The 19,839-nt window shown below is 34.4% G+C and carries 16 protein-coding genes and 1 tRNA gene; 7 read left to right on the top strand and 10 right to left on the bottom strand.

Going from position 1 to position 19,839, the window contains the following annotated elements; translation table 11 throughout:
• Positions 1-180 precede the first annotated feature (180 nt).
• On the top strand, positions 181-2,814 hold the full coding sequence (locus tag ACEN2K_RS03345) for an AsmA family protein (RefSeq protein ID WP_441757891.1): 2,634 nt from the start codon (positions 181-183) through the stop codon (positions 2,812-2,814).
• Between the two features lie 84 nt (positions 2,815-2,898).
• Here the strand turns inward: ACEN2K_RS03345 and ACEN2K_RS03340 are convergent, their stop codons facing one another.
• A complete protein-coding gene (locus ACEN2K_RS03340) occupies positions 2,899-3,693 on the bottom strand; it encodes a DUF2797 domain-containing protein (RefSeq protein ID WP_441757890.1) in 795 nt (264 codons plus the stop codon).
• A 96-nt stretch (positions 3,694-3,789) separates the two neighbouring features.
• Between ACEN2K_RS03340 and ACEN2K_RS03335 the strand changes: the two genes are divergently transcribed.
• Positions 3,790-5,316 (top strand): GH3 auxin-responsive promoter family protein, encoded by a 1,527-nt coding sequence (locus ACEN2K_RS03335; RefSeq protein WP_441757889.1) that lies wholly within the window; start codon positions 3,790-3,792, stop codon positions 5,314-5,316.
• Positions 5,317-5,377: 61 nt separating this feature from the next.
• Here the strand turns inward: ACEN2K_RS03335 and serB are convergent, their stop codons facing one another.
• The 4 genes from serB to ACEN2K_RS03315 form a co-directional block, all read right to left on the bottom strand.
• Positions 5,378-6,613, bottom strand: coding sequence for a phosphoserine phosphatase SerB (gene serB, locus ACEN2K_RS03330; protein WP_441757888.1), 1,236 nt, complete (start codon positions 6,611-6,613; stop codon positions 5,378-5,380).
• Between the two features lie 160 nt (positions 6,614-6,773).
• Complete coding sequence (gene clpX, locus ACEN2K_RS03325; protein WP_441757887.1) at positions 6,774-8,006, bottom strand: ATP-dependent Clp protease ATP-binding subunit ClpX; 1,233 nt, start codon at positions 8,004-8,006, stop codon at positions 6,774-6,776.
• Between the two features lie 167 nt (positions 8,007-8,173).
• Positions 8,174-8,848, bottom strand: a complete 675-nt coding sequence (clpP, locus tag ACEN2K_RS03320) for an ATP-dependent Clp endopeptidase proteolytic subunit ClpP (RefSeq protein ID WP_441757886.1) — start codon at positions 8,846-8,848, stop codon at positions 8,174-8,176.
• A 390-nt stretch (positions 8,849-9,238) separates the two neighbouring features.
• Positions 9,239-10,564, bottom strand: a complete 1,326-nt coding sequence (locus ACEN2K_RS03315; RefSeq protein WP_441757885.1) for a trigger factor — start codon at positions 10,562-10,564, stop codon at positions 9,239-9,241.
• A 438-nt stretch (positions 10,565-11,002) separates the two neighbouring features.
• Between ACEN2K_RS03315 and ACEN2K_RS03310 the strand changes: the two genes are divergently transcribed.
• From ACEN2K_RS03310 to ACEN2K_RS03290, 5 genes are all read left to right on the top strand, one after another.
• Positions 11,003-11,392 (top strand): hypothetical protein, encoded by a 390-nt coding sequence (locus ACEN2K_RS03310; protein ID WP_441757884.1) that lies wholly within the window; start codon positions 11,003-11,005, stop codon positions 11,390-11,392.
• 191 nt (positions 11,393-11,583) lie between these two features.
• Positions 11,584-12,681, top strand: a complete 1,098-nt coding sequence (locus ACEN2K_RS03305; RefSeq protein ID WP_441757883.1) for a YbjQ family protein — start codon at positions 11,584-11,586, stop codon at positions 12,679-12,681.
• Between the two features lie 148 nt (positions 12,682-12,829).
• Positions 12,830-13,942 (top strand): ligand-binding sensor domain-containing protein, encoded by a 1,113-nt coding sequence (locus ACEN2K_RS03300; RefSeq protein ID WP_441757882.1) that lies wholly within the window; start codon positions 12,830-12,832, stop codon positions 13,940-13,942.
• A gap of 286 nt (positions 13,943-14,228) precedes the next feature.
• Positions 14,229-14,390, top strand: coding sequence for a hypothetical protein (locus ACEN2K_RS03295; RefSeq protein ID WP_441757881.1), 162 nt, complete (start codon positions 14,229-14,231; stop codon positions 14,388-14,390).
• Between the two features lie 214 nt (positions 14,391-14,604).
• On the top strand, positions 14,605-15,591 hold the full coding sequence (locus ACEN2K_RS03290) for a phosphotransferase (protein WP_441757880.1): 987 nt from the start codon (positions 14,605-14,607) through the stop codon (positions 15,589-15,591).
• Between the two features lie 59 nt (positions 15,592-15,650).
• Here ACEN2K_RS03290 and ACEN2K_RS03285 read toward each other — a convergent pair whose 3' ends face one another.
• From ACEN2K_RS03285 to ACEN2K_RS03265, 5 genes are all read right to left on the bottom strand, one after another.
• Positions 15,651-16,160, bottom strand: coding sequence for a CAP domain-containing protein (locus tag ACEN2K_RS03285; RefSeq protein ID WP_441757879.1), 510 nt, complete (start codon positions 16,158-16,160; stop codon positions 15,651-15,653).
• A 534-nt stretch (positions 16,161-16,694) separates the two neighbouring features.
• A tRNA-Glu gene (locus ACEN2K_RS03280) sits at positions 16,695-16,766 on the bottom strand.
• Between the two features lie 210 nt (positions 16,767-16,976).
• Positions 16,977-19,247, bottom strand: a complete 2,271-nt coding sequence (locus ACEN2K_RS03275) for a multicopper oxidase domain-containing protein (protein WP_441757878.1) — start codon at positions 19,245-19,247, stop codon at positions 16,977-16,979.
• A 33-nt stretch (positions 19,248-19,280) separates the two neighbouring features.
• The gene (locus ACEN2K_RS03270) at positions 19,281-19,667 is read right to left on the bottom strand and encodes a DUF302 domain-containing protein (protein WP_441757877.1); all 387 of its coding nucleotides are present in this window, start codon (positions 19,665-19,667) and stop codon (positions 19,281-19,283) included.
• Between the two features lie 23 nt (positions 19,668-19,690).
• Positions 19,691-19,828, bottom strand: a complete 138-nt coding sequence (locus ACEN2K_RS03265) for a hypothetical protein (protein ID WP_441757876.1) — start codon at positions 19,826-19,828, stop codon at positions 19,691-19,693.
• Between the last annotated feature and the right edge of the window lie 11 nt (positions 19,829-19,839).

Genomic DNA, 19,839 nt, shown 5'->3' with positions numbered 1-19,839 from the left:
TTTTATTGTGTTTTTTTCTCATTACAAAATTGTTAATTCCTTTTTCAATAGAAACCAGCAATCACTAAAGAGTTATTTATGAAAACTTTAGAAGAGAAGTAAAGCATAATACACTATTTTTGTAACTAAAGTACGGCAATTATAGTACGTTATTTACTACGAACAAAAATAATTAAAGATATGATGAAGACCTTTTTAAAAATAATTTTAACAATCGTTATCCTATCGGTAACCGCTTTATTTGCTATCCCCTATTTTTTTAAAGATCAAATTGCTGCTAAAATTACAGCTGTCATTAATGAAAAGGTAGATGCAAAAGTGAGTTTTACTGATGCTAATTTGAGTTTGTTTAAAAACTTTCCAAATGCTAATCTTACTTTAGACAGCTTAACCATTATTAATAAAGCCCCGTTTGCAGGAGACACTTTAGTTTCTTTCGGTGAATTGGATCTAAAAATGTCGGTCAAAGAACTTTTTAAAGATAAAAGCGAGCCCATAATCATACAGGGAATTACTTCAAAGAATGGTTTAGTCAATATTCTATTTAACAAAGACGGAATTGGTAATTATGATATTGCGTTAAAAGATAAGACCGCCCAAAAAGACAGTCAGGGAAAAGGCATTAATTTGAATATCCAGAATTATGAAGTAGCAAACTTCAAATTCAAATATTACGATGAAAAATCAAAATTAAAAATGGTTATTGACAGTATTAATCACCAGGGAACCGGAGATTTTAGTGCTTCAAAACTAGATTTAGTAACGAAGTCCACGGCAAATATGACTTTGGACTTAGACAAGGTCAATTATATGCGAAATGTCGCCCTAACCTTAGATGCTGTTTTAGGAATTGATTTGGACCAAAATAAATACACTTTTAAACAAAATAAAGCACTTATTAATCAACTGCCATTAGAATTTGATGGATTTATCCAATTAGTTGAGGCAGGTCAAGAATATGATTTAAAATTTAAGACACCTACATCATCTTTCAAAAACTTCCTAGGAGTTATCCCCGCAGCTTACTCCGCTAGTCTGGACAATGTGAAAACTACTGGTGATTTTACTGTAGTTGGTTTTGCCAAAGGTTTGTATTCTGAAACCACTGTACCTAAATTCAATGTGGATATTGCATCGAATAACGCTTCTTTTAAATACCCTAACTTACCTAAGACTGTTCAAAACATTATTATTGATACTAAGATAATTAACGAAACTGGAATCTTAAATGACACTTATGTCAATCTAGACAAATTATCTTTTAGAATCGATCAAGATGTTTTTAATGCTAAGGCAAAAATCACCAACATTACACAAAATGCGTTGGTAGACGCCATGTTAAAAGGAACGATTAATTTAGCTAACCTTTCACAGGCTTATCCTATCAAATTAGACAAACCTTTATCAGGAATTTTAAAGGCAGATGTTACTACTAAATTTGACATGCAGTCTGTTGAGAAAAGTGAGTACCAAAATATAGATAATGCCGGAACCATGAATTTGTCTGGATTTAAATATGCCGATGTAAATGGAAAAACGATGAACATTAGCACAGCAATGATTCAGTTTAATCCAAGGCAAGTAAATTTAAAGCAATTTGATGCAACGACAGGAAAAAGTGATTTAAGCGTTACTGGAGTTTTAGAAAATTTCTATGGTTTTATCTTTAAAAATCAAGAGTTAAAAGGGAACTTTAATTTAACATCAAATCAACTTGCGGTAAGTGACTTCATGACCACTGAAACCGACACTAAAACTGCTGCCAAAAAAACGGAAGCGATGAAAATCCCCGCTTTTTTAAATTGTTCTCTAACAGCCAAAGCGAATGCGGTTTTGTATGATAATTTAACTTTAAAAGACGTATCTGGGAAGCTAATTGTAAAAGATGAGAAACTAACATTAGAGAATGTAAGAACGTCTATTTTTGGAGGAACAATTGGTCTTGATGGTGCCGTTTCGACCAAAGGAAGCACACCAACATTCCAGATGAATTTAGGATTAAATAAAGTTGATATTGCACAATCATTCACTCAATTAGACCTGCTTAAAAACATTGCTCCACTAGCAGGGATTATAAATGGGAAGCTTAATTCGACTATCAATCTAAATGGTAATTTAAATGCAAACACCATGAGTCCAGATCTTAAAACGCTTACTGGTAATTTATTAGGACAGTTATTATCTACTACAGTGAATGCTGACAATTCTACTTTGTTAACTGCCCTTAGCAGCAATTTAAAGTTTCTTAATTTAGATAAAATAAACCTTAATGATTTAAAGGCAGCCATTACCTTTAAAAACGGAATGGTAAATGTGAAACCTTTTGACATCAAGTACCAAGATATAAAAGCAACTATTGGTGGAACACACAGCTTTGATCAAAACATGAATTACAATATCAAGTTTGATGTTCCTGCAAAATACTTAGGTACGGAAGCCAATGCCCTGATTGCAAAACTATCGGCTACTGATGCAGCAAAAATGCAGAACATCCCAATAAACGCGACATTAACTGGGAATTTCAGTAGACCAAAAATCACTACTGACATCAAAACAGCAGTTACCAGCTTGACTAATCAATTAGTACAGCAACAAAAAGAACGTTTGCTTAATCAAGGTACATCGGCACTTAATGATTATATCACAAAGAATAAAAAACCTAGTGATACTACAAAAGCGGCTACTACCATTCCGCAGACCAAGGAACAGGTGAAGGAAAAAGCTAAAGAAGAAGTAAAAACAAAGGCAACGGACCTGCTAAATAATTTATTTAATAAAAAGAAAAAAGTAGTTGACACCACTAAGGTCAATTAATAGTTTTAAATTTTTATAGCATAAAAAAAGAGTAATCTCCATTAGATGAGATTACTCTTTTTTTGTAATTATATTTTCTTAAAACTATACCGCTATCCGCACGACATAACCTTCTGAACCTCTAATATTAAAAACGGTCCCATCTTCAAATAACAGGTACTGTCCTTTTATACCCGTTAGTTTTCCTTCAAAATGAGGTGTTTTATCTAAACTCAAACTTTTCACTTTAGTAGGATATTGCAAGACTGGGTAATGCATTTCATACAAGTCATTTTTATTTAAGAAGAAATATTCTTTTGCCTCATCAGGAATCAAGTTTTCTAACTTCAATCGTTCTTTCATTAGGTCCACATGTTCTACCGTGTTGGTCAACATTTTTCGCCAATTGGTCTTATCAGCATAATGATTTTTTAAAGCGACCTCTGTAATTCCTGCTAAATAACGATTAGGAACCTCAACAATAGCAATCGCCTCATTTGCTCCTTGATCAATCCATCGCGTAGGCATTTGAGTTTTACGTGTTACCCCTACTTTGACTTCACTGGACAAGGCTAAATAGACAATATGAGGTTGCAACTGCACTTTTTGTTCATACGCTAAATCCCTATCTTCTAGACCAAGGTGTGCAGTACTTAATTCTGGTTTCATAATCCAGTCTCCAACAGCGGCACTAGAATAAAAACAGTCATAGCAAAATCCCTGACGAAAAATCTTCTTTTTCTTTCCACAATTCAAACATTGGTAGCCCACAAAATCAATAGACAGACTCTTATCTAACAATTGGTTCATGTTCAAAAAACTGTCTTCAAAAACCAAATAATATTGAATTGGATTCCCAAATTCCGTTTGCATTTTGGTCAGTACACCTTCGTATTGCATTAAGTTTAAAGTTTAAAGTTTGATGTTTAACAAAATTTGTTATTTTTGGTAAAGTTATCATTCGTAACGCATAATTCATAACTCCTATTTTAAAAAATGCCATTAACTATCATCAATTCATTCGCTTCGTGGGTTTTAAAACAACGAATCCATCAGATCGAACTTTTCCTAAAATACCCGAATGAGGTACAGGAAGAGTTACTTACGAATTTGATTAGTGCTGCTAGAGACACTGTTATTGGTCAAGAGTATGATTTTGCATCGATAAAATCCTACGCAACCTTTGCCGAAAGGATTCCAATTGCTTGTTATGAGGATATTCATCCGTTAATTGAACGCACTCGTAGCGGCGAGCAAAACCTTTTTTGGGGAACACCCATAAAATGGTTTGCAAAATCCAGCGGAACCACAAACGCCAAAAGTAAATTCATCCCCGTTAGTAGTAGCGCGCTGGAAGACTGCCATTATAAAGGAAGTAAGGATTTGCTGTGTTTGTATTTGAATAACAATGAAAACTCAGAGCTTTTTAAAGGAAAGAGTCTGCGTCTGGGAGGAAGTTCTCAAATTTATGAAGACAACAATACTTTTTTTGGTGACTTGTCGGCTATTTTAATCGAAAACATGCCTATTTGGGCTGAATTCAGTAGTACGCCGAGTAGCAAAATTTCGCTAATGAGCGAATGGGAAACAAAGATGGCCGCTATTATCAGTGAAACCAAAAAAGAGAATGTGACGAGTTTTGCCGGTGTTCCTTCCTGGATGTTGGTTTTAATGAACCGCATGATCGAAGAAACAGGAAAAACCGACCTATTTGAGCTTTGGCCAAATTTAGAAGTATATTTCCATGGTGGTGTGAACTTTGAACCTTACCGCGAGCAATACCAAAAAATTCTTCCTAAAAAAGATTTTAAATACTACGAAATATACAACGCATCAGAAGGTTTCTTTGCGATCCAGGATTTGAACTATTCTAGCGATTTATTACTTATGTTGGATTACGGTATTTTCTATGAATTTATCCCAATGGATACTTATGGAACTCCAGATCAAAAAGTTGTTAGATTAGCTGATGTTGAATTGTTTAAAAACTACGCCATTGTCATTACCACTAATTCTGGTTTATGGCGTTACCTCATCGGTGATACAGTGCGTTTCACCTCATTGAGTCCCTATAGAATTAGAGTTACCGGTAGAACCAAGCATCACATTAATGTTTTTGGTGAAGAGTTGATGGTGGAGAATACAGACCAGGCGATTGCCAAAGCATGCAAACTAACCAATACCCAAGTGGTCGATTATACCGTTGCCCCTGTATTTATGGAAGGCAAGGAAAAAGGTGCCCATGAATGGATGATTGAATTTAAGAAAGTTCCGGATAATATTACTGCTTTTCAGCAAATACTGGATGAGACTTTACAATCATTAAATTCAGATTATGAAGCCAAGCGCAAGAACAACATGACGTTAAATCCTTTAATTATTAATGTTGCCAGAGAAAATTTATTTTATGAATGGTTAAAAGAGCGCGACAAACTCGGGGGCCAACATAAAATTCCTAGGTTGTCTAATCAAAGAGATTATCTAGAACAATTGAAAGCAATGCAAGTTAAAATAATAGTATAGAAAAATGCCTTAGCTCAAATCATGAACTAAGGCATTTTTGATATCAAATAAAGGCGATAAATTATTCCATCATCATATCGATATGCCTGTCGTGATAACCTAGAAGATACAAAACTCCATCTAATCCTAAACTAGAAATAGAAGTAGCTGCATTCTCTTTTACAGTAGGTTTAGCATGAAAAGCAATTCCTAAACCAGCCAAATTCAACATCGGTAAATCGTTTGCTCCATCACCCACTGCAATAGTTTGATTGATGTGTATGCCTTCTTTTTCGGCGATGGCTTTTAGTAGTTCTGCTTTCTTTTGCCCATCTACTATTTCTCCTATATAATTGCCTGTTAACTTCCCGTCAATGATTTCTAATTCATTAGCATGAACATAATCAATTCCTAATTCCTTTTGTAGGTACTTCCCAAAATAGGTAAAACCACCAGATAAAATGGCCGTTTTATATCCATAATATTTAAGCGCTTTCATTAAGCGGTGTGCCCCTTGTGTGATAGGCAAATTCACTGCTACAGTTTGCAACACCTCTTCACTCAGACCTTCCAGTAATGCCATGCGTTGTTTGAAACTCTCTTTAAAGTCGATCTCACCGTTCATAGCTGACTCGGTGATGGCTCGCACTTGTTCTCCTACTCCCGCTAAATCAGCAAGCTCATCAATAACCTCCGTTTGAATCAAGGTAGAGTCCATATCAAAGCAAACCAGACGCCTGTTTCTCCTATAAATGCTGTCTTCTTGAAAAGAAATATCTACATCTAAAGTTCTTGACACCTGCATGAACTTAGCTGTTATCAAACTCTTATTTAAAATTTCACCTGAAACTGACAGTTGAATACAAGAGCGTGGATACAGTCCTTTTTCAATAATAGAAACCCTCCCTGTAAGTCGCTTAATAGCATAAATATTTAAGTTGAGATCAGACATGATTTGGGTTACCGCTGACAGTTGTTCTGCTGCTAAGGTTTCTCCTAATATATTAATAATATACCTTTTTTTAGACTGCCCTTTTACCCAGTTTTCATAATCATCGATAGATATAGGAGTAAACTTCACTTTGATTTCTAGCTCATAGGCTTTGAACAACAAGTCCTTCAAAACAGGTGCTGATGAAGAACCTGCTTTGATTTCGAATAAAATACCTAAAGACAAGGTGTCATGAATATCGGCTTGACCAATATCTAAAATAATTGCTTCGTAATTAGCCAGTATGGAAGTCAAACCGGCAGTTACTCCAGGTTTATCTTGTCCAGAAACTTTTAATAAAATGACCTCTTTATCTTCCACTGCCATGATCTAAGTATTTGATTTTGTTGAACAAAAATCGGTAATCTAAAGGTGATATAAAAGGATAATGATTATTTTTTCAAACAATAACAAATAGTTCAAATTACCCATAAAAAAACCTGCTCAAATCAATGAACAGGTTTGTATTTTTGAGAAAAATGCAATTTTAAGATGCAATTTCTAATCGTTTCAACAAGTTTTTATTTAAGGTCTCTTGCGCATACTCTCTATCAATTGCTAATGTTTTATCATCAGAACTTGGTAACTCATACATCGCATCAGTTAGAATCGCCTCACATAAAGAACGCAATCCACGTGCCCCTAATTTATATTCTAATGCTTTATCAACAATAAAATCTAGCGCTTCATCAGTGATACTGAACTCCACCTCGTCCATTAAAAACAATTTCTGATATTGTTTGATTAATGCATTTTTAGGTTTCGTCAATATAGAACGTAACGTCTCTCTATCTAAAGGATCCATATGCGTTAATACTGGCAAACGACCGATGATTTCTGGAATCAATCCAAAATCTTTGATGTCCTTAGGAATAATATATTGCAACAAATTGTCTTTATCTATATTGTCTTCATTTTTAGAAGTCGAATACCCAACAGCTTGACGATTCAAACGTTTAGAAATGATTCTTTCGATTCCATCAAAAGCACCACCCGCTATAAACAAGATGTTTTGTGTATTTACCTCAACAAACTTTTGGTCTGGATGCTTACGACCTCCTTTTGGTGGTACGTTTACAACTGTTCCTTCTAATAATTTTAGTAAGGCTTGTTGCACTCCTTCACCAGATACATCACGAGTTATTGATGGATTATCACTCTTACGAGCGATTTTATCTATTTCATCAATAAATACGATTCCGCGTTCTGCTTTAGTGACGTCATAATCTGCCGCTTGTAACAAACGAGTTAAAATACTCTCTACATCTTCTCCTACATAACCTGCTTCAGTAAGAACCGTTGCATCTACAATAGCCAAAGGAACATCTAACATTTTAGCAATAGTTTTTGCTACTAATGTTTTTCCTGTTCCAGTTTGTCCTACCATGATGATATTACTTTTTTCAATCTCTACCTCATCATCTAATTGCTGTTGCATTAAACGTTTGTAGTGATTGTAAACCGCAACCGACATTACTTTTTTAGTTTGATCCTGACCAATAACATATTGATCTAAGAACGCTCTAATTTCTTTTGGTTTTTTCAAAATCAAATCCCCTACTAGCTTAGAGCTACCAGACGCTTTTAACTCTTCAAGAACAATTCCGTGTGCTTGCTCGATACATTTATCACAAATGTGTGCCTCAATTCCTGCTATTAATAAATTAGTTTCTGGCTTCTTCCTTCCACAAAACGAACATTCTAATTTTTCTTTCGCCATCTTTTTTTAGTTGCAAAGCTTCAAAGGTACAAAGCTTCAAAGGTCACTCAGCGTGCCTTTATACTTTGCTTTCTAAACTTTTTATTTTAATCTATTCCATAATTTTCAAAATTGCAAAGTAGCTGGCTTAGAAGCTTAGCTACTTTGCAACTCTGAAACTTAAAAAATTATCCTCTTCTCAACACCTCATCAATCATTCCGTATTCTTTTGCTTCATCAGCGATCATCCAGTAGTCACGTTCACTATCTGCATGTACTTTTTCAAAAGATTGTCCTGAATGTTGCGAAATGATTTTATACAATTCGTCTTTTAATTTTAACATTTCTCTCAAGTTGATTTCCATATCAGTTGCAACCCCTTGTGCTCCTCCTGATGGTTGGTGAATCATTACTCTTGAATGCGGCAATGCTGAACGTTTCCCTTCGGCACCTGCGCACAATAAAACTGCTCCCATAGAAGCCGCCATTCCTGTACATATAGTAGCCACATCTGGCTTGATGTATTGCATGGTATCATAAATTCCTAAACCTGCATAAACGCTTCCTCCTGGAGAGTTTAAGTAAATTTGGATGTCTTTAGAAGCATCAGCGCTTTCTAAAAACAATAATTGTGCTTGCACTATATTAGCTATTTGATCATCAATTCCTGTTCCTAGAAAAATAATTCTGTCCATCATCAATCTTGAGAAAACGTCTAATTGAGAGATATTCAACTGGCGCTCTTCGATGATATATGGAGTCATATTTGTAGGATTCATTGCTGCTACGATTTTATCGTAATACATTGCATTTACTCCTTGATGCTTTGTAGCAAATTTTTTAAATTCTTTACCGTAGTTCATTTTTATAAGTTTAAAAGTTTGAAAGTCTAAAGTCTGAAAGTTACATTATCCGTAAGTCAAAGTTCATACCCTAACTACAAATGATGTCAATTTGTCTTCTTTTCTAGCCCAGATAATAGTGTAAAGCTTTTTGAAAGCTATTTTCTATTTTTACTATTCTTGTAAAGCGACTGAAAGAAGCTCTTACAGGAATAAAGAAAAATGAAAACAGATGAAAAAACTTGCAACGGATAGCTGGATTAGCTTCTAAAATTGATTCAAACAAAAGAGCGTCAAAGAAAAAAATTCATTTGACGCTCAAATATACTTATTTTTTATTATTTAGTCTTTGTAATAAAATCATAATTTTTGACATTTGACTTTATGACTTTTGACTTTATAGACTAAAATTTATTCTCCGTAAGACGCAGCAATAAATTCATCGTAAGTTACTTCTTTAGTTGTAGGTTGTGCTTTTTCTTTAAACAATTCCAATAACTTCTCAGCAACTACTTGGTCAGAAAGTCTTTTTACTTCGTCTTGGTTAGACAAAACTCTCGCAACAATTCCTTGAACTTCTTCGTCCGTAGGATTTGCTTGTCCAAACTGTGCCATTTGTTGACGGATGTTTTTAGTAGTGAAAGCTTTCAAGTCTTCAAAAGTGATTTTGATGTCTGATTGAGCCATTGCTCTACCTTCGATCAATTGAAAACGCAATCCTTTTTCAGAACGTGCATATTCAACCTCAGCTTCTTCTGGAGATAATTTTTTCTCACCTACCGTTTGTAACCATTTTTTAAGGAATTCAGCTGGTAAATCAAATTTGGTGTTTTCGATTAAAAACTCCGTTACATCAGCTAATAATTTTTGATCTGCTTGTTGAGCAAATTGGTTTTCAGCATCTTCTTTGATCTTCGCTTTCAACTCATCAAGAGAAGCTACAGTTCCAGCTCCAAATAATTTGTCAAACAATTCTTGGTTCAATTCTGCTAATTCAGCTGTGTTGATCGCTTCGATAGTGAAGTTTACATCAACATCTAAACCGTGAACATCATCATGACTTACTTTCATTACGTCCATCAACTGGTGGTCGTCTTCAAATAAACCTTTAGTATTTACAGTAACTACGTCACCTACTTTTTTACCAATGAATTTATCAAAAGTAGCTTTGTCTTTAAAAAGATCAGCAGCAATTGTAGTCGCGTTGTTAATTCCTTTTTCTTCGTTTGTGAATGTTCCAGTAACATCAGAGTCAGCTGCAACAACATCTTGAGGAACTGCAGTACCAAATTGTTTTTGGATACGTGCTACCTGTCCGTCGATTAATTTATCATCAGCAGTAACTACATATTTTACGATATCGTTTTTAGCGTCTAAGTCTAACTCAAAGTTAGGAACTAAACCTATTTCGTATTCAAAAGTCAACTCTTCAGCATCCCAGTCAAAGTTTTCGTTCACTTTAGGAAGTGGTGTTCCTAGAAGGTTTAATCTTTCCGATTGTACAAAACGCTCTAAAGCTAAATCAACTACTTTTTGAACCTCTTCTTCTTTTATTTTTTTACCATATTGTTTTTCAACAAGATCTTTAGGAACCTGTCCTTTTCTAAATCCTTTTACAGTTGCCAAAGGCATTTTTTCGTTTATTCTTTTTGCTACTTGACCTTTATAATCCATATGAACAACTGTCATTACAATTGTTTCGTTTACAGCGTCTGTTGCTATTCTTTTGATATCCATCTTCTTCTTTAATTTACATGATAAAATTCGCCTGCAAAATTATAAAATTTTTCTACGCTAACCAAGCTTTTTTATCCGCTATACATTAGCCGAAAGACAGCATAAAATTTCTATCCCTTTTACACCCATAAAACATCGATTTTCTTAGGATTGTGGGCGTGCCCCTTCGTAAAAACTTCTGGTCAGGCTGTTTGTTCCCGCTTTTATTGTTCTGCCCTTTGGGGCAAAACAATAAAGAGCTCCACTTCCATCCTTCACGCAGTTCCTAGTCGAAAGTTAGAAAGCCGAAAGTCTTAAAGTCAACTCCAAGTTTCAAATCAAGACGATTCGAAAGAAAACAATTACAGTCCTTAAATAAAAAGCGGAAAAAGTTGTATATATTTGATGTTATAGGCAAGTTAGCGGTCATAGCTCAACTGCAGTCTTAAATTAACACTTATGGGAAATAAAACTTTTGATATTGAATTCAGAAACGAATGTGGAAAAATCTTAAATGAGTTGTATAATAATTCATTGAATATGGGTGAAACCAAACTGAAGAGAATTGTAATTAAGACCGAAAAGAGATATATTGATTATTTAGCTGAATTAAATTTGATAAGAGATTTAAAAACTGGCGGTGGCGGAGAATATGCAATACAATTGGAAAGGAAAGGTTTCGAAGTATTTGAAAAATTTAATGGATGGAATGACTATTTAGCGAAAGTAGTTGACCGTGATTTGAAAATTAGTAAGGCAAAAGAATTAGCCGTTCAATATTGGTGGATTCCAATTGGAATTTCAGTTCTTTCACTAACTATAGCAATAATCAGTTTGTGTAAAAAATAACTCAAGCTACGACCGCTAACAGCCGATTCTCGCAATTGCGAATTTTGTGGTAAGTTCACGTTCACGTTTCGCAAGAATTTTTATCTTTAACAGAAAATAATTCGTTCCGAAGTTCGCAACATAGCTAAGTGGCAAAACGCTGGGCGTCATTATAGCTCTGAGTAGTAAATAAGAAATGAAAAAATCAAACTATGGCAAATCCTAAAGACATTTTAGTAATAACAACTTCTTCCGCTGAAGGACTGAATATAAAAAAACATTTGAAACCAGTTTCTGCTCATATTGTAGCAGGAACAAATTTATTTAGTGATTTTTTAGGAGGATTAACAGATGTATTTGGAGGTCGTTCAAGTTCATATCAAAAACAGTTATCATCTCTCTATAATGAAGCCATTGAGAGAATAAAATACAATACGCACGAAATTGGAGGAAATTGTGTTATAGGTTTGAATATTGATATGGATGAAATTTCAGGAAAGGGAAAATCAATGTTTATGTTAACAGCTATAGGAACAGCAGTAATTATTGAAAAAGATGAAAAATTAAATTCATTATCAAATACAAATGAAAAGTTTGAAAATGTTGGCGTTGAAAGAATAAACAATTTAAGACAAAGAAAAAGTATTATTGAAAAAGCTGAAAAACGAGAATTATATTACGATGATCAAATTTGGAGTTTTATAACATCAAATCAAGTTGAAGAAGTTTTCCCAGCTTTATTAAGTAGACATTCTAGCGTAATTGAAAACTTTGAATCAATGCAAGATGCTTATAATGTATTCAATAAAAATTTTATAAATTATATTGATGCCCTAGAAGAAAACAAAAAAGTAAGTTTACTTTACGAAAAAATTGAAACCGAAACTAATCATCAAGTTGCTTTGTATTTATCTAAAATAATCAAAGAATTGAACTTATTTGATTACGAAAAAAATATGAGCTTACTTAAAAATTCAGATTTCAAAAAACAGAAAATTGGTTTAAGAATAGCGACCTATGACAAATCATTTTATGACAAAGAAGACATTAAAAACTTAAATCAGACCAAAATTTTTATTTCTGAAACTTTTAAAGAAAAAGCTGAAATATCAACAAAAAAACAACTTTTATCATCGAAAGAAAAAGAAGTTTGGAATTGCGAATGCGGAAATAAATCTGTTGAAATTGGAGAATATTGCGGAAGTTGTAAAAATGATATTTTTGGATTTAAAGAATCTGAAATGAAACCAATCGATATTGTAAGATACATTGACCAAAAAATTGAACTAATAAACGAGTATATAAAATAACGATGCCCAATAGCTTTTTTGAGCTAGCTGGAGTTTAGTGGTATTGCCGTTCCGCATCAAGTTTTCATTTAGCCCAAAATACTCGTTTTAAAAGATCCGCAACAGCCACAAGCGCGAGAACTTTAGCAACAATTATAAAACCAGCACTATGACAAACATTGGTTGTAAAACAATATTCAAAGCAAGAAATTTACTTTTAGTAGCGCTGTCACTTCAAATCTCAGCTTGCACAGGACAGCATAAAGAAAAACCTGTTACTGATACAATAGAAAATCTTGTAAACAGCCAACCAATCATTTTAAAACAAAGCACGACATTTCCTCAAATTCACACCAATTTAAATGGAATGGTAAGCCAGTTTGTAAGGACAATGTATCAGGACAGAAAAGGGAACTATTGGTTTGGAACAAATGGAGATGGAATTATACGCTATAACGGACAAGTACTTGAGAGACTCGCCATTGCTGGAATTAGTCGAAAATTTAGGGTTTTAGAGATTGTGGAAGATAAATTAGGTACTATTTGGTTTGGAACATCCGAAGGACTCCTAAAATATGATGGAGAAAATTTTAAAACATTTTCATTCAAAGAAGGACTGCCAGGTGTGAATGCGGAAATTTGGGGTTTAACAATTGACAAAAACAGACTTATTTGGGTTGGGGCGACAGGAGGAGTTTGTCATTTTAACGGTGAAAAGTTTACACCTTTTTCGTTGCCCGTTTCAAAAGTCGAAAATGCAAAACCAATGCTCTCTGACAAATTAGTTTTTAAAATCATAGAAGACAAGAATGGAACTATGTGGTTTGCTACTGATGGGAATGGGATTTTTAAATATAAAAACAGAGCGTTTATTCATTTAACAGCTAAAAATGAACTTACTGATAATAACGTTGCAGATATTTTAGAAGACAAACAAGGGAATATTTGGATTGGGACTTTTAATGGCGGTGTGAGCAAATTTGATGGTAAAAAATACACTAACTTCACAAAGGATGGAATTATTGCAGGTGAAGAAACTTATAATTTTTACGAAGACAGCCAAGGGAATATTTGGTTTACGGCTGAAGGTTATGGTGTTTACCGATATAATGGCAGTAATTTCAAACAATTCACAACTGAAGATGGCTTGACCTCCAATGTTACACAAAGTATATTTGAAGATAACAAAGGACAAGTTTGGTTTGGAAGCTGGCAAGGATTATGTATTTATGATGGAAAAATAATTAAGGATGCTAAAGACAAAGAAACTTGGACGAACTAAAAATCACTGTCGCTAATAGCCGTTTGGCAAAAGCTCCTAGCTGGCGCGAGCGTCCCGCTCGGTAACATCATAGGCACGATCGCGACGCTAGCGCTAGCGACAAATAATCCTAAAGCTTTCCAATATTCAGTACTTGTAACGGCCTTACTTCCATTTGCCCTAGTTTAAATAGTGATAACCAGAAAAATAAATATTAATTTAGTTTCAAATTATCAAAAAAAGCACGAGAGACGTTTGTAGGTCAGTTTAAAAATAAAGTAACAGTTCTAATCTTAAAAATGATAAAATGAAAAATTTAATTTACGTTACAAGTTTAATTTTAATAGGAATTTCTATTTTTCTTACCGTAGAATATCCTGATTCTGGCAGGATGGGTTTAATAGCAGGCGTACTGACCTTTTTAGGTTTTGCCTCAAACATTATCAGTTATGTGATGAAAAGCAAATAAATGGTGTCAAAACAAAAACAACAGCATTTCTCTCGACTGTTGTAATCGTAAATCCAGCTGCCCAATCCTCCTGACTTTGAGCTTATCTAAAAATCTACTTATAAATAAGAATCAGCATTACGTCTTCAGGATTTAAAATATTTATTATTGATTGCCCTCGGCAAATCTAAAGAATAACATACATTCGCAATCTGCCTTCATAATTTTTAAGAAAATGACTCAGTTTCCAGTAACTAGCTCCACACTTTCGGCTACCGCTCTACGACAAATGCTTATCGAGAAATATGGCTTGAGCCAAAACTGCACTTGCCAACTGTATCGAACTGGAATGAATCATACCTATTTCATTACTAACAATGAAGCCAAGTATGTGCTACGAGTGTATTGCCATAGCTGGCGTTCTAAGACTGAGATTGTAGAGGAAATCCAATTATTACAACAGTTAAAGGCAAAACAACTGAGCGTCTCCTATCCTATAGCCGATACTAAGGGTGCATTTATTCAAGAGCTCAACGCTCCCGAAGGAATTAGATACGCAGTGCTATTCTCTTTTGCCGAAGGGGGGAAAATGAGATTCATGGACACTACAACCTGCTTTGAAATAGGGGTTCTTATGGCAAACATTCACAATATCACCATTCATCAAAGTAGTAATAGGATTCATTATAATGTAGAATCACTGTTAGAAAAACCGTATCAGTATGCTCTTAATCACTTTCCAGAGTCTAATATAGCAATGCAGTACATAAAAGGCCAGATTGAAAAAATCAGCCATACTTTTGAAAAAATAGATTACAGAAAGGTTCCTGAGGGAATTGTTCATTTGGATATTTGGTACGACAATATGAGTGTTACAGAACAAAACGAAATTACCTTTTTTGATTTTGATTTTTGTGGAACTGGTATATTGGTTTTGGATGTGGCTTATTTTTGCAAACAACTGTTCCATATTGAAAGTAACAAAGCAGATTATGAGGTTAAAAAAGAGGAATTCTTAAAAGGCTATCAAAGTAGCAGATTGCTGTCTCAGGAGGAAATTAAGTTGATTCCAGAAGCTGCAGCGGCGATCTGGGTTTTCTATCTCGGAGTGCAATCGCAACGTTTTGATTGGTCTAACATCTTTTTGACCGAAAATTATTTGACAATGTATGTGGGTAGAATGCAGGCGTGGCTAGATTACAATATATCATTTACAGTTTAAGCACTAAAAAGAACTATTATTGAAAACATAGGAAGACTCGTAACGGAAGTTCAAAATAATTATATTTTGGCAAAAATATTAGTGTAATATTTATTTCCTGTATCTGGATCTTCAGTAATTGCAATTCCAAAATGAGTGTAATTACCCTCTATATTATCTTTATGTCCTGGACTTGCTAACCAGGCAGCCAAAGCAGATTGAGGAGTACTGTAATTATAAGCTATATTTTCTCCTACAACCGTTGCTGACAATACCTTCTTTATACTTTCAGAACGGGAAATAAAACCATCGTGAGAAACTACTTCATTAGCAATCATATAACTATTGTGTTCCTCTGATTTTTTGGACAAATAATTAATTTTTTCTAATTTGTCTAAGCCTTTGTTAAGCCTGTGAGCGTTAATTAACTCTAAGGCTGTATATTCATGACTGTCGTAGCTATAAACAACTACATCTTTAATAAATGACTTGCTCGTTTCTACATTTTGAAGTTCTGCGTGGTCTGAGGAGCACGAATATAATGTTGAAAGTAAAGTAATAATGACTATAGTGTGAAGTAATAATTTCATGGTACAAATTTTAAATTTCGAAAGATTGACCTTTAGAAATGATTAGTATTCCTTTTCACAGTATGCTAAAACTGTTAAACAAATTTACCACGCATACCGACTAATAGTCGAAATAATCGACGAATGGCACTTTTCTGTATTTAAACCATCTTATAAAGTACTTTAATCAGAATTTAAATAAAAACAATGTTTTATTACAGTGGATCTAATATTATACAATAGAAATGCTATCTTTTTTTAAGCTAAATCATTAAATTAAAAAGTATACTAAATAATGGTTCCTTACTATAAAAGAAAACCACATCAATTAGAACTCTTTAAAATGATAACACATACAAAAATCACTATGCAATCTGTGCAAATTTAACGGAGGAGCAAATTAATCACTAAAATAAAAGCAACAAAAAAAGCCTCGAAAACTAAAGTTCTCGAGGCTTGTTCTTATGTATTTAGGAAATTAATTGAAATTAATTTACACTGTCAAGTTTGTGAATTTAATATTCGAAAAAATGAAGTGCAACAGCTAGAATATTGTAGCCCGTAGCGGAATCGAACCGCTCTTACATGGATGAAAACCATGCGTCCTAACCGATAGACGAACGGGCCTTAATTTTCTATTGCGGGTGCAAAATTAGCACTATTTTTGAGATGTGCAAAGGCAAATTCACAAAGCTGAGTCTCAAAATACCATTTTTTTTATTTCCAAAATATAATTAATTCATTCTTAGTACTTACAAGAAAGTTGCTGCGGTAAATTTTTTTTAAATTTTTTCAGCCTTTTGGTAAAACACACTAGATTGTTGCCCAAAAAACAGCTTAATAATTCAAATTCACTCCAAAACCGACTCCCATATCACTGTCATAATGTGTAGTGATTCCCACATTTTTTCCAACGATATATTTGAAACCGGCCATGTATTCTTTATCCGTATTGACCATGAAAGCCATACGTAGTCTTTTTGATAATGGAATATCTTCTCGCATTAATTGAAAACGAACATTCCCATCATGGAAAACTTCTGCTTGCGCAATAAGTAAAAGTGGCAATGTATAATTAACCCCTAAACTCACTACAGCACGATTGTCTTTAGTACTCGATTGTCCAAATACATTTTTCTCCACTTCATTTATTCCAAATTTTCGATAACGCCAGTCAAAACCTATAAAAGGCATCAACCATTGATTTTTACCAATATAACGACCAATATGCATTTCGGTTTCATAGCCATGCTCATCATGGTAGCCTAAACGCCACTCGGTTCCAAAACTCCATCTGGCATTTTGCAACATTGCCTGCCCATCGTTCCCATTAGTAGCAAAATCATTTTCGGCCATAAAATGAAGTCCGTTGCTCTCACTTTGTAATTTTTTATATGCCCAGTCTTTATTCGGTAAAAGCGGATTTGGTGCCGAGTTTTCATAACTAAAAACCCTGTTCATTCCCGCCATCATATGGTACAAAATATGACAATGAAAAAACCAATCACCATCTGCATTAGCATTAAACTCAATAGTATCTGTCTCCATTGGCATAATATCCAACACGTTTTTCAGTGGTGCGTACTCCCCTTGTCCATTCAACACTCTAAAATCGTGACCGTGCAAATGCATTGGGTGACGCATCATAGAATTGTTGTACAGCACAATGCGCACGTTTTCTCCTTTTTTGATTAAAATTTTGTCAGTTTCAGACAGGACTTTGTTGTCCATACTCCACAAATAGCGGTTCATATTCCCAGTCAATTCAAAACGCAGCTCTCTCACTGGAGAATCCTTAGGAAGTGTAGTAATCTGTGGCGCTTTTAACATGCCATAATTTAAAGTTACAATTTCTGAGGGACTGGAATTCATCGTGTGCATGGAATGATCCATTTTAGAATGATCCATTTTTGGCTCTTCCTTGTCTGCATCATCTGACTTCATATCCATTTTCATAGCTGATTCCCCTGTTATTTCTGGATACATCACCGTATTCATATCCATCTTCTGCAAACTCATCTGCATACCCATATCATTCATGCTGCCGTCCATATTCATCATATCATTCATCATCTTCATCCCTTCAAAATAATTTAATTTTGGCAAAGGAGAAGCTAACTGTTTGATGCCGCTTCCTATATAAAGCGAGGCTGATTTAGTTCGATCTTCAGGAGTGGCTAAAAATTCATAAGCGGTATTATCAGCAGGAATGGTGACTACTACATCATAAGTTTCTGAAACACCTATAATTAATCGATCAACAACTACAGGTTCAACATCGTTGCCATCATTAGCAACCACAGTGATTTTTCCTCCGGCGTACGTCAACCAAAAATAAGAAGAGGCTCCTGCATTAGAAATGCGCAAACGCACTTTATCTCCGGCTTTGAATTTACTTAAGCCTTTTGCAACCGATTCATTTTGTCCGTTAATTAAAAATTTATCATAGTAAACATCACTCACATCCATGGCTAACATTCGTTTCCACTCGTTGTTGAATTTTGTTTTAAAATGTCCGCTTCTTATCGCTTCGGCATAACTCTGTGTGGTTCCTTTTTTAATCGCAAACCAATCTGAGGCATTATGCAGCAATCGATGTACATTTTTAGGATTGTAATCTGTCCATTCACTTAACACAACAGGAAGCGCTGGCAAATCATCTATCCCTTTTCTAAAGGTAGGATCATTGTCTTTTTTCTTCAATATAAGCGCACCATACATCCCTATTTGTTCTTGCATTCCGGAGTGACTGTGGTACCAATGGGTTCCACTTTGCACAATAGGAAAACTATATTTATGAGTGGTATGAGGAGCAATAGGCATTTGTGTAAGGTAAGGAACGCCATCTTCTTTGTTAGGCACAAATAAGCCGTGCCAATGCAAAGAAGTACCTTCTTCTCTTTCATTATGGACATAAATTTCGGCAATATCTCCTTCAGTAAAGGTTAGTGTAGGCATCGGAATTTGTCCATTGACCGCAATGGCTTTCTTTTCTTTACCCGAAAAATTGACTAAAGTGTCTCTTACATATAAATCATAACGCACCACTTTTTGAGCAGTTACAGTAAGAGCGAAAAATAGGAGAAATAGACTGTATTTAATTTTCATTTTATTATTGATATTTACTATTCTAAATTAAACTTACAACTGATCAATTGCATTTTTCAATCGGTCCCTGATTTCGGCAGCAATTTCGGCAAGTTCTGTATTATCGACTGCCTGCATTGAAGCCGCTGGATCTACTGCAGCAATTTCAATTTGTCCTGCAATTTTTTCTTGAACAATTACATTGCAGGGTAACATTGTCCCTATCTTATCTTCGGCTAATAATGCTTTGTATGCAAAGGGTGGGTTACAAGCACCTAAAATAGTGTAGTTATAAAAATCCACATCGAGTTTCTTTTTTAAGGTAGCTTTTAAATCAATTTCGGTTAATATTCCAAACCCTTCTTCTTTCAGCCCTTTTGTTACTTTTTCTATCGCATTTTCAAAGCTATCTGTAATTGTTTTACTAAAATAATATTCCATGATTATTGTTTTTTTAATTAAAATTATTTCCTTCTTCTATACCGGTGCGCTATTACTAATAACAACAATGCAAAAACGAGTATTGACACCCACCAAAAATAATGCATTCCCATAAACGAGTATCCTTCCATGTGCATTCCATTGTCTCCATCATCTAACATATCTTTAATTT

The sequence above is a fragment of the Flavobacterium sp. W21_SRS_FM3 genome (assembly GCF_052113625.1).
In the GTDB taxonomy this organism is placed as follows: domain Bacteria; phylum Bacteroidota; class Bacteroidia; order Flavobacteriales; family Flavobacteriaceae; genus Flavobacterium.
Note: the sequence above shows the minus strand (reverse complement) of the source record. Positions and strands in the feature narration are given on the sequence as shown.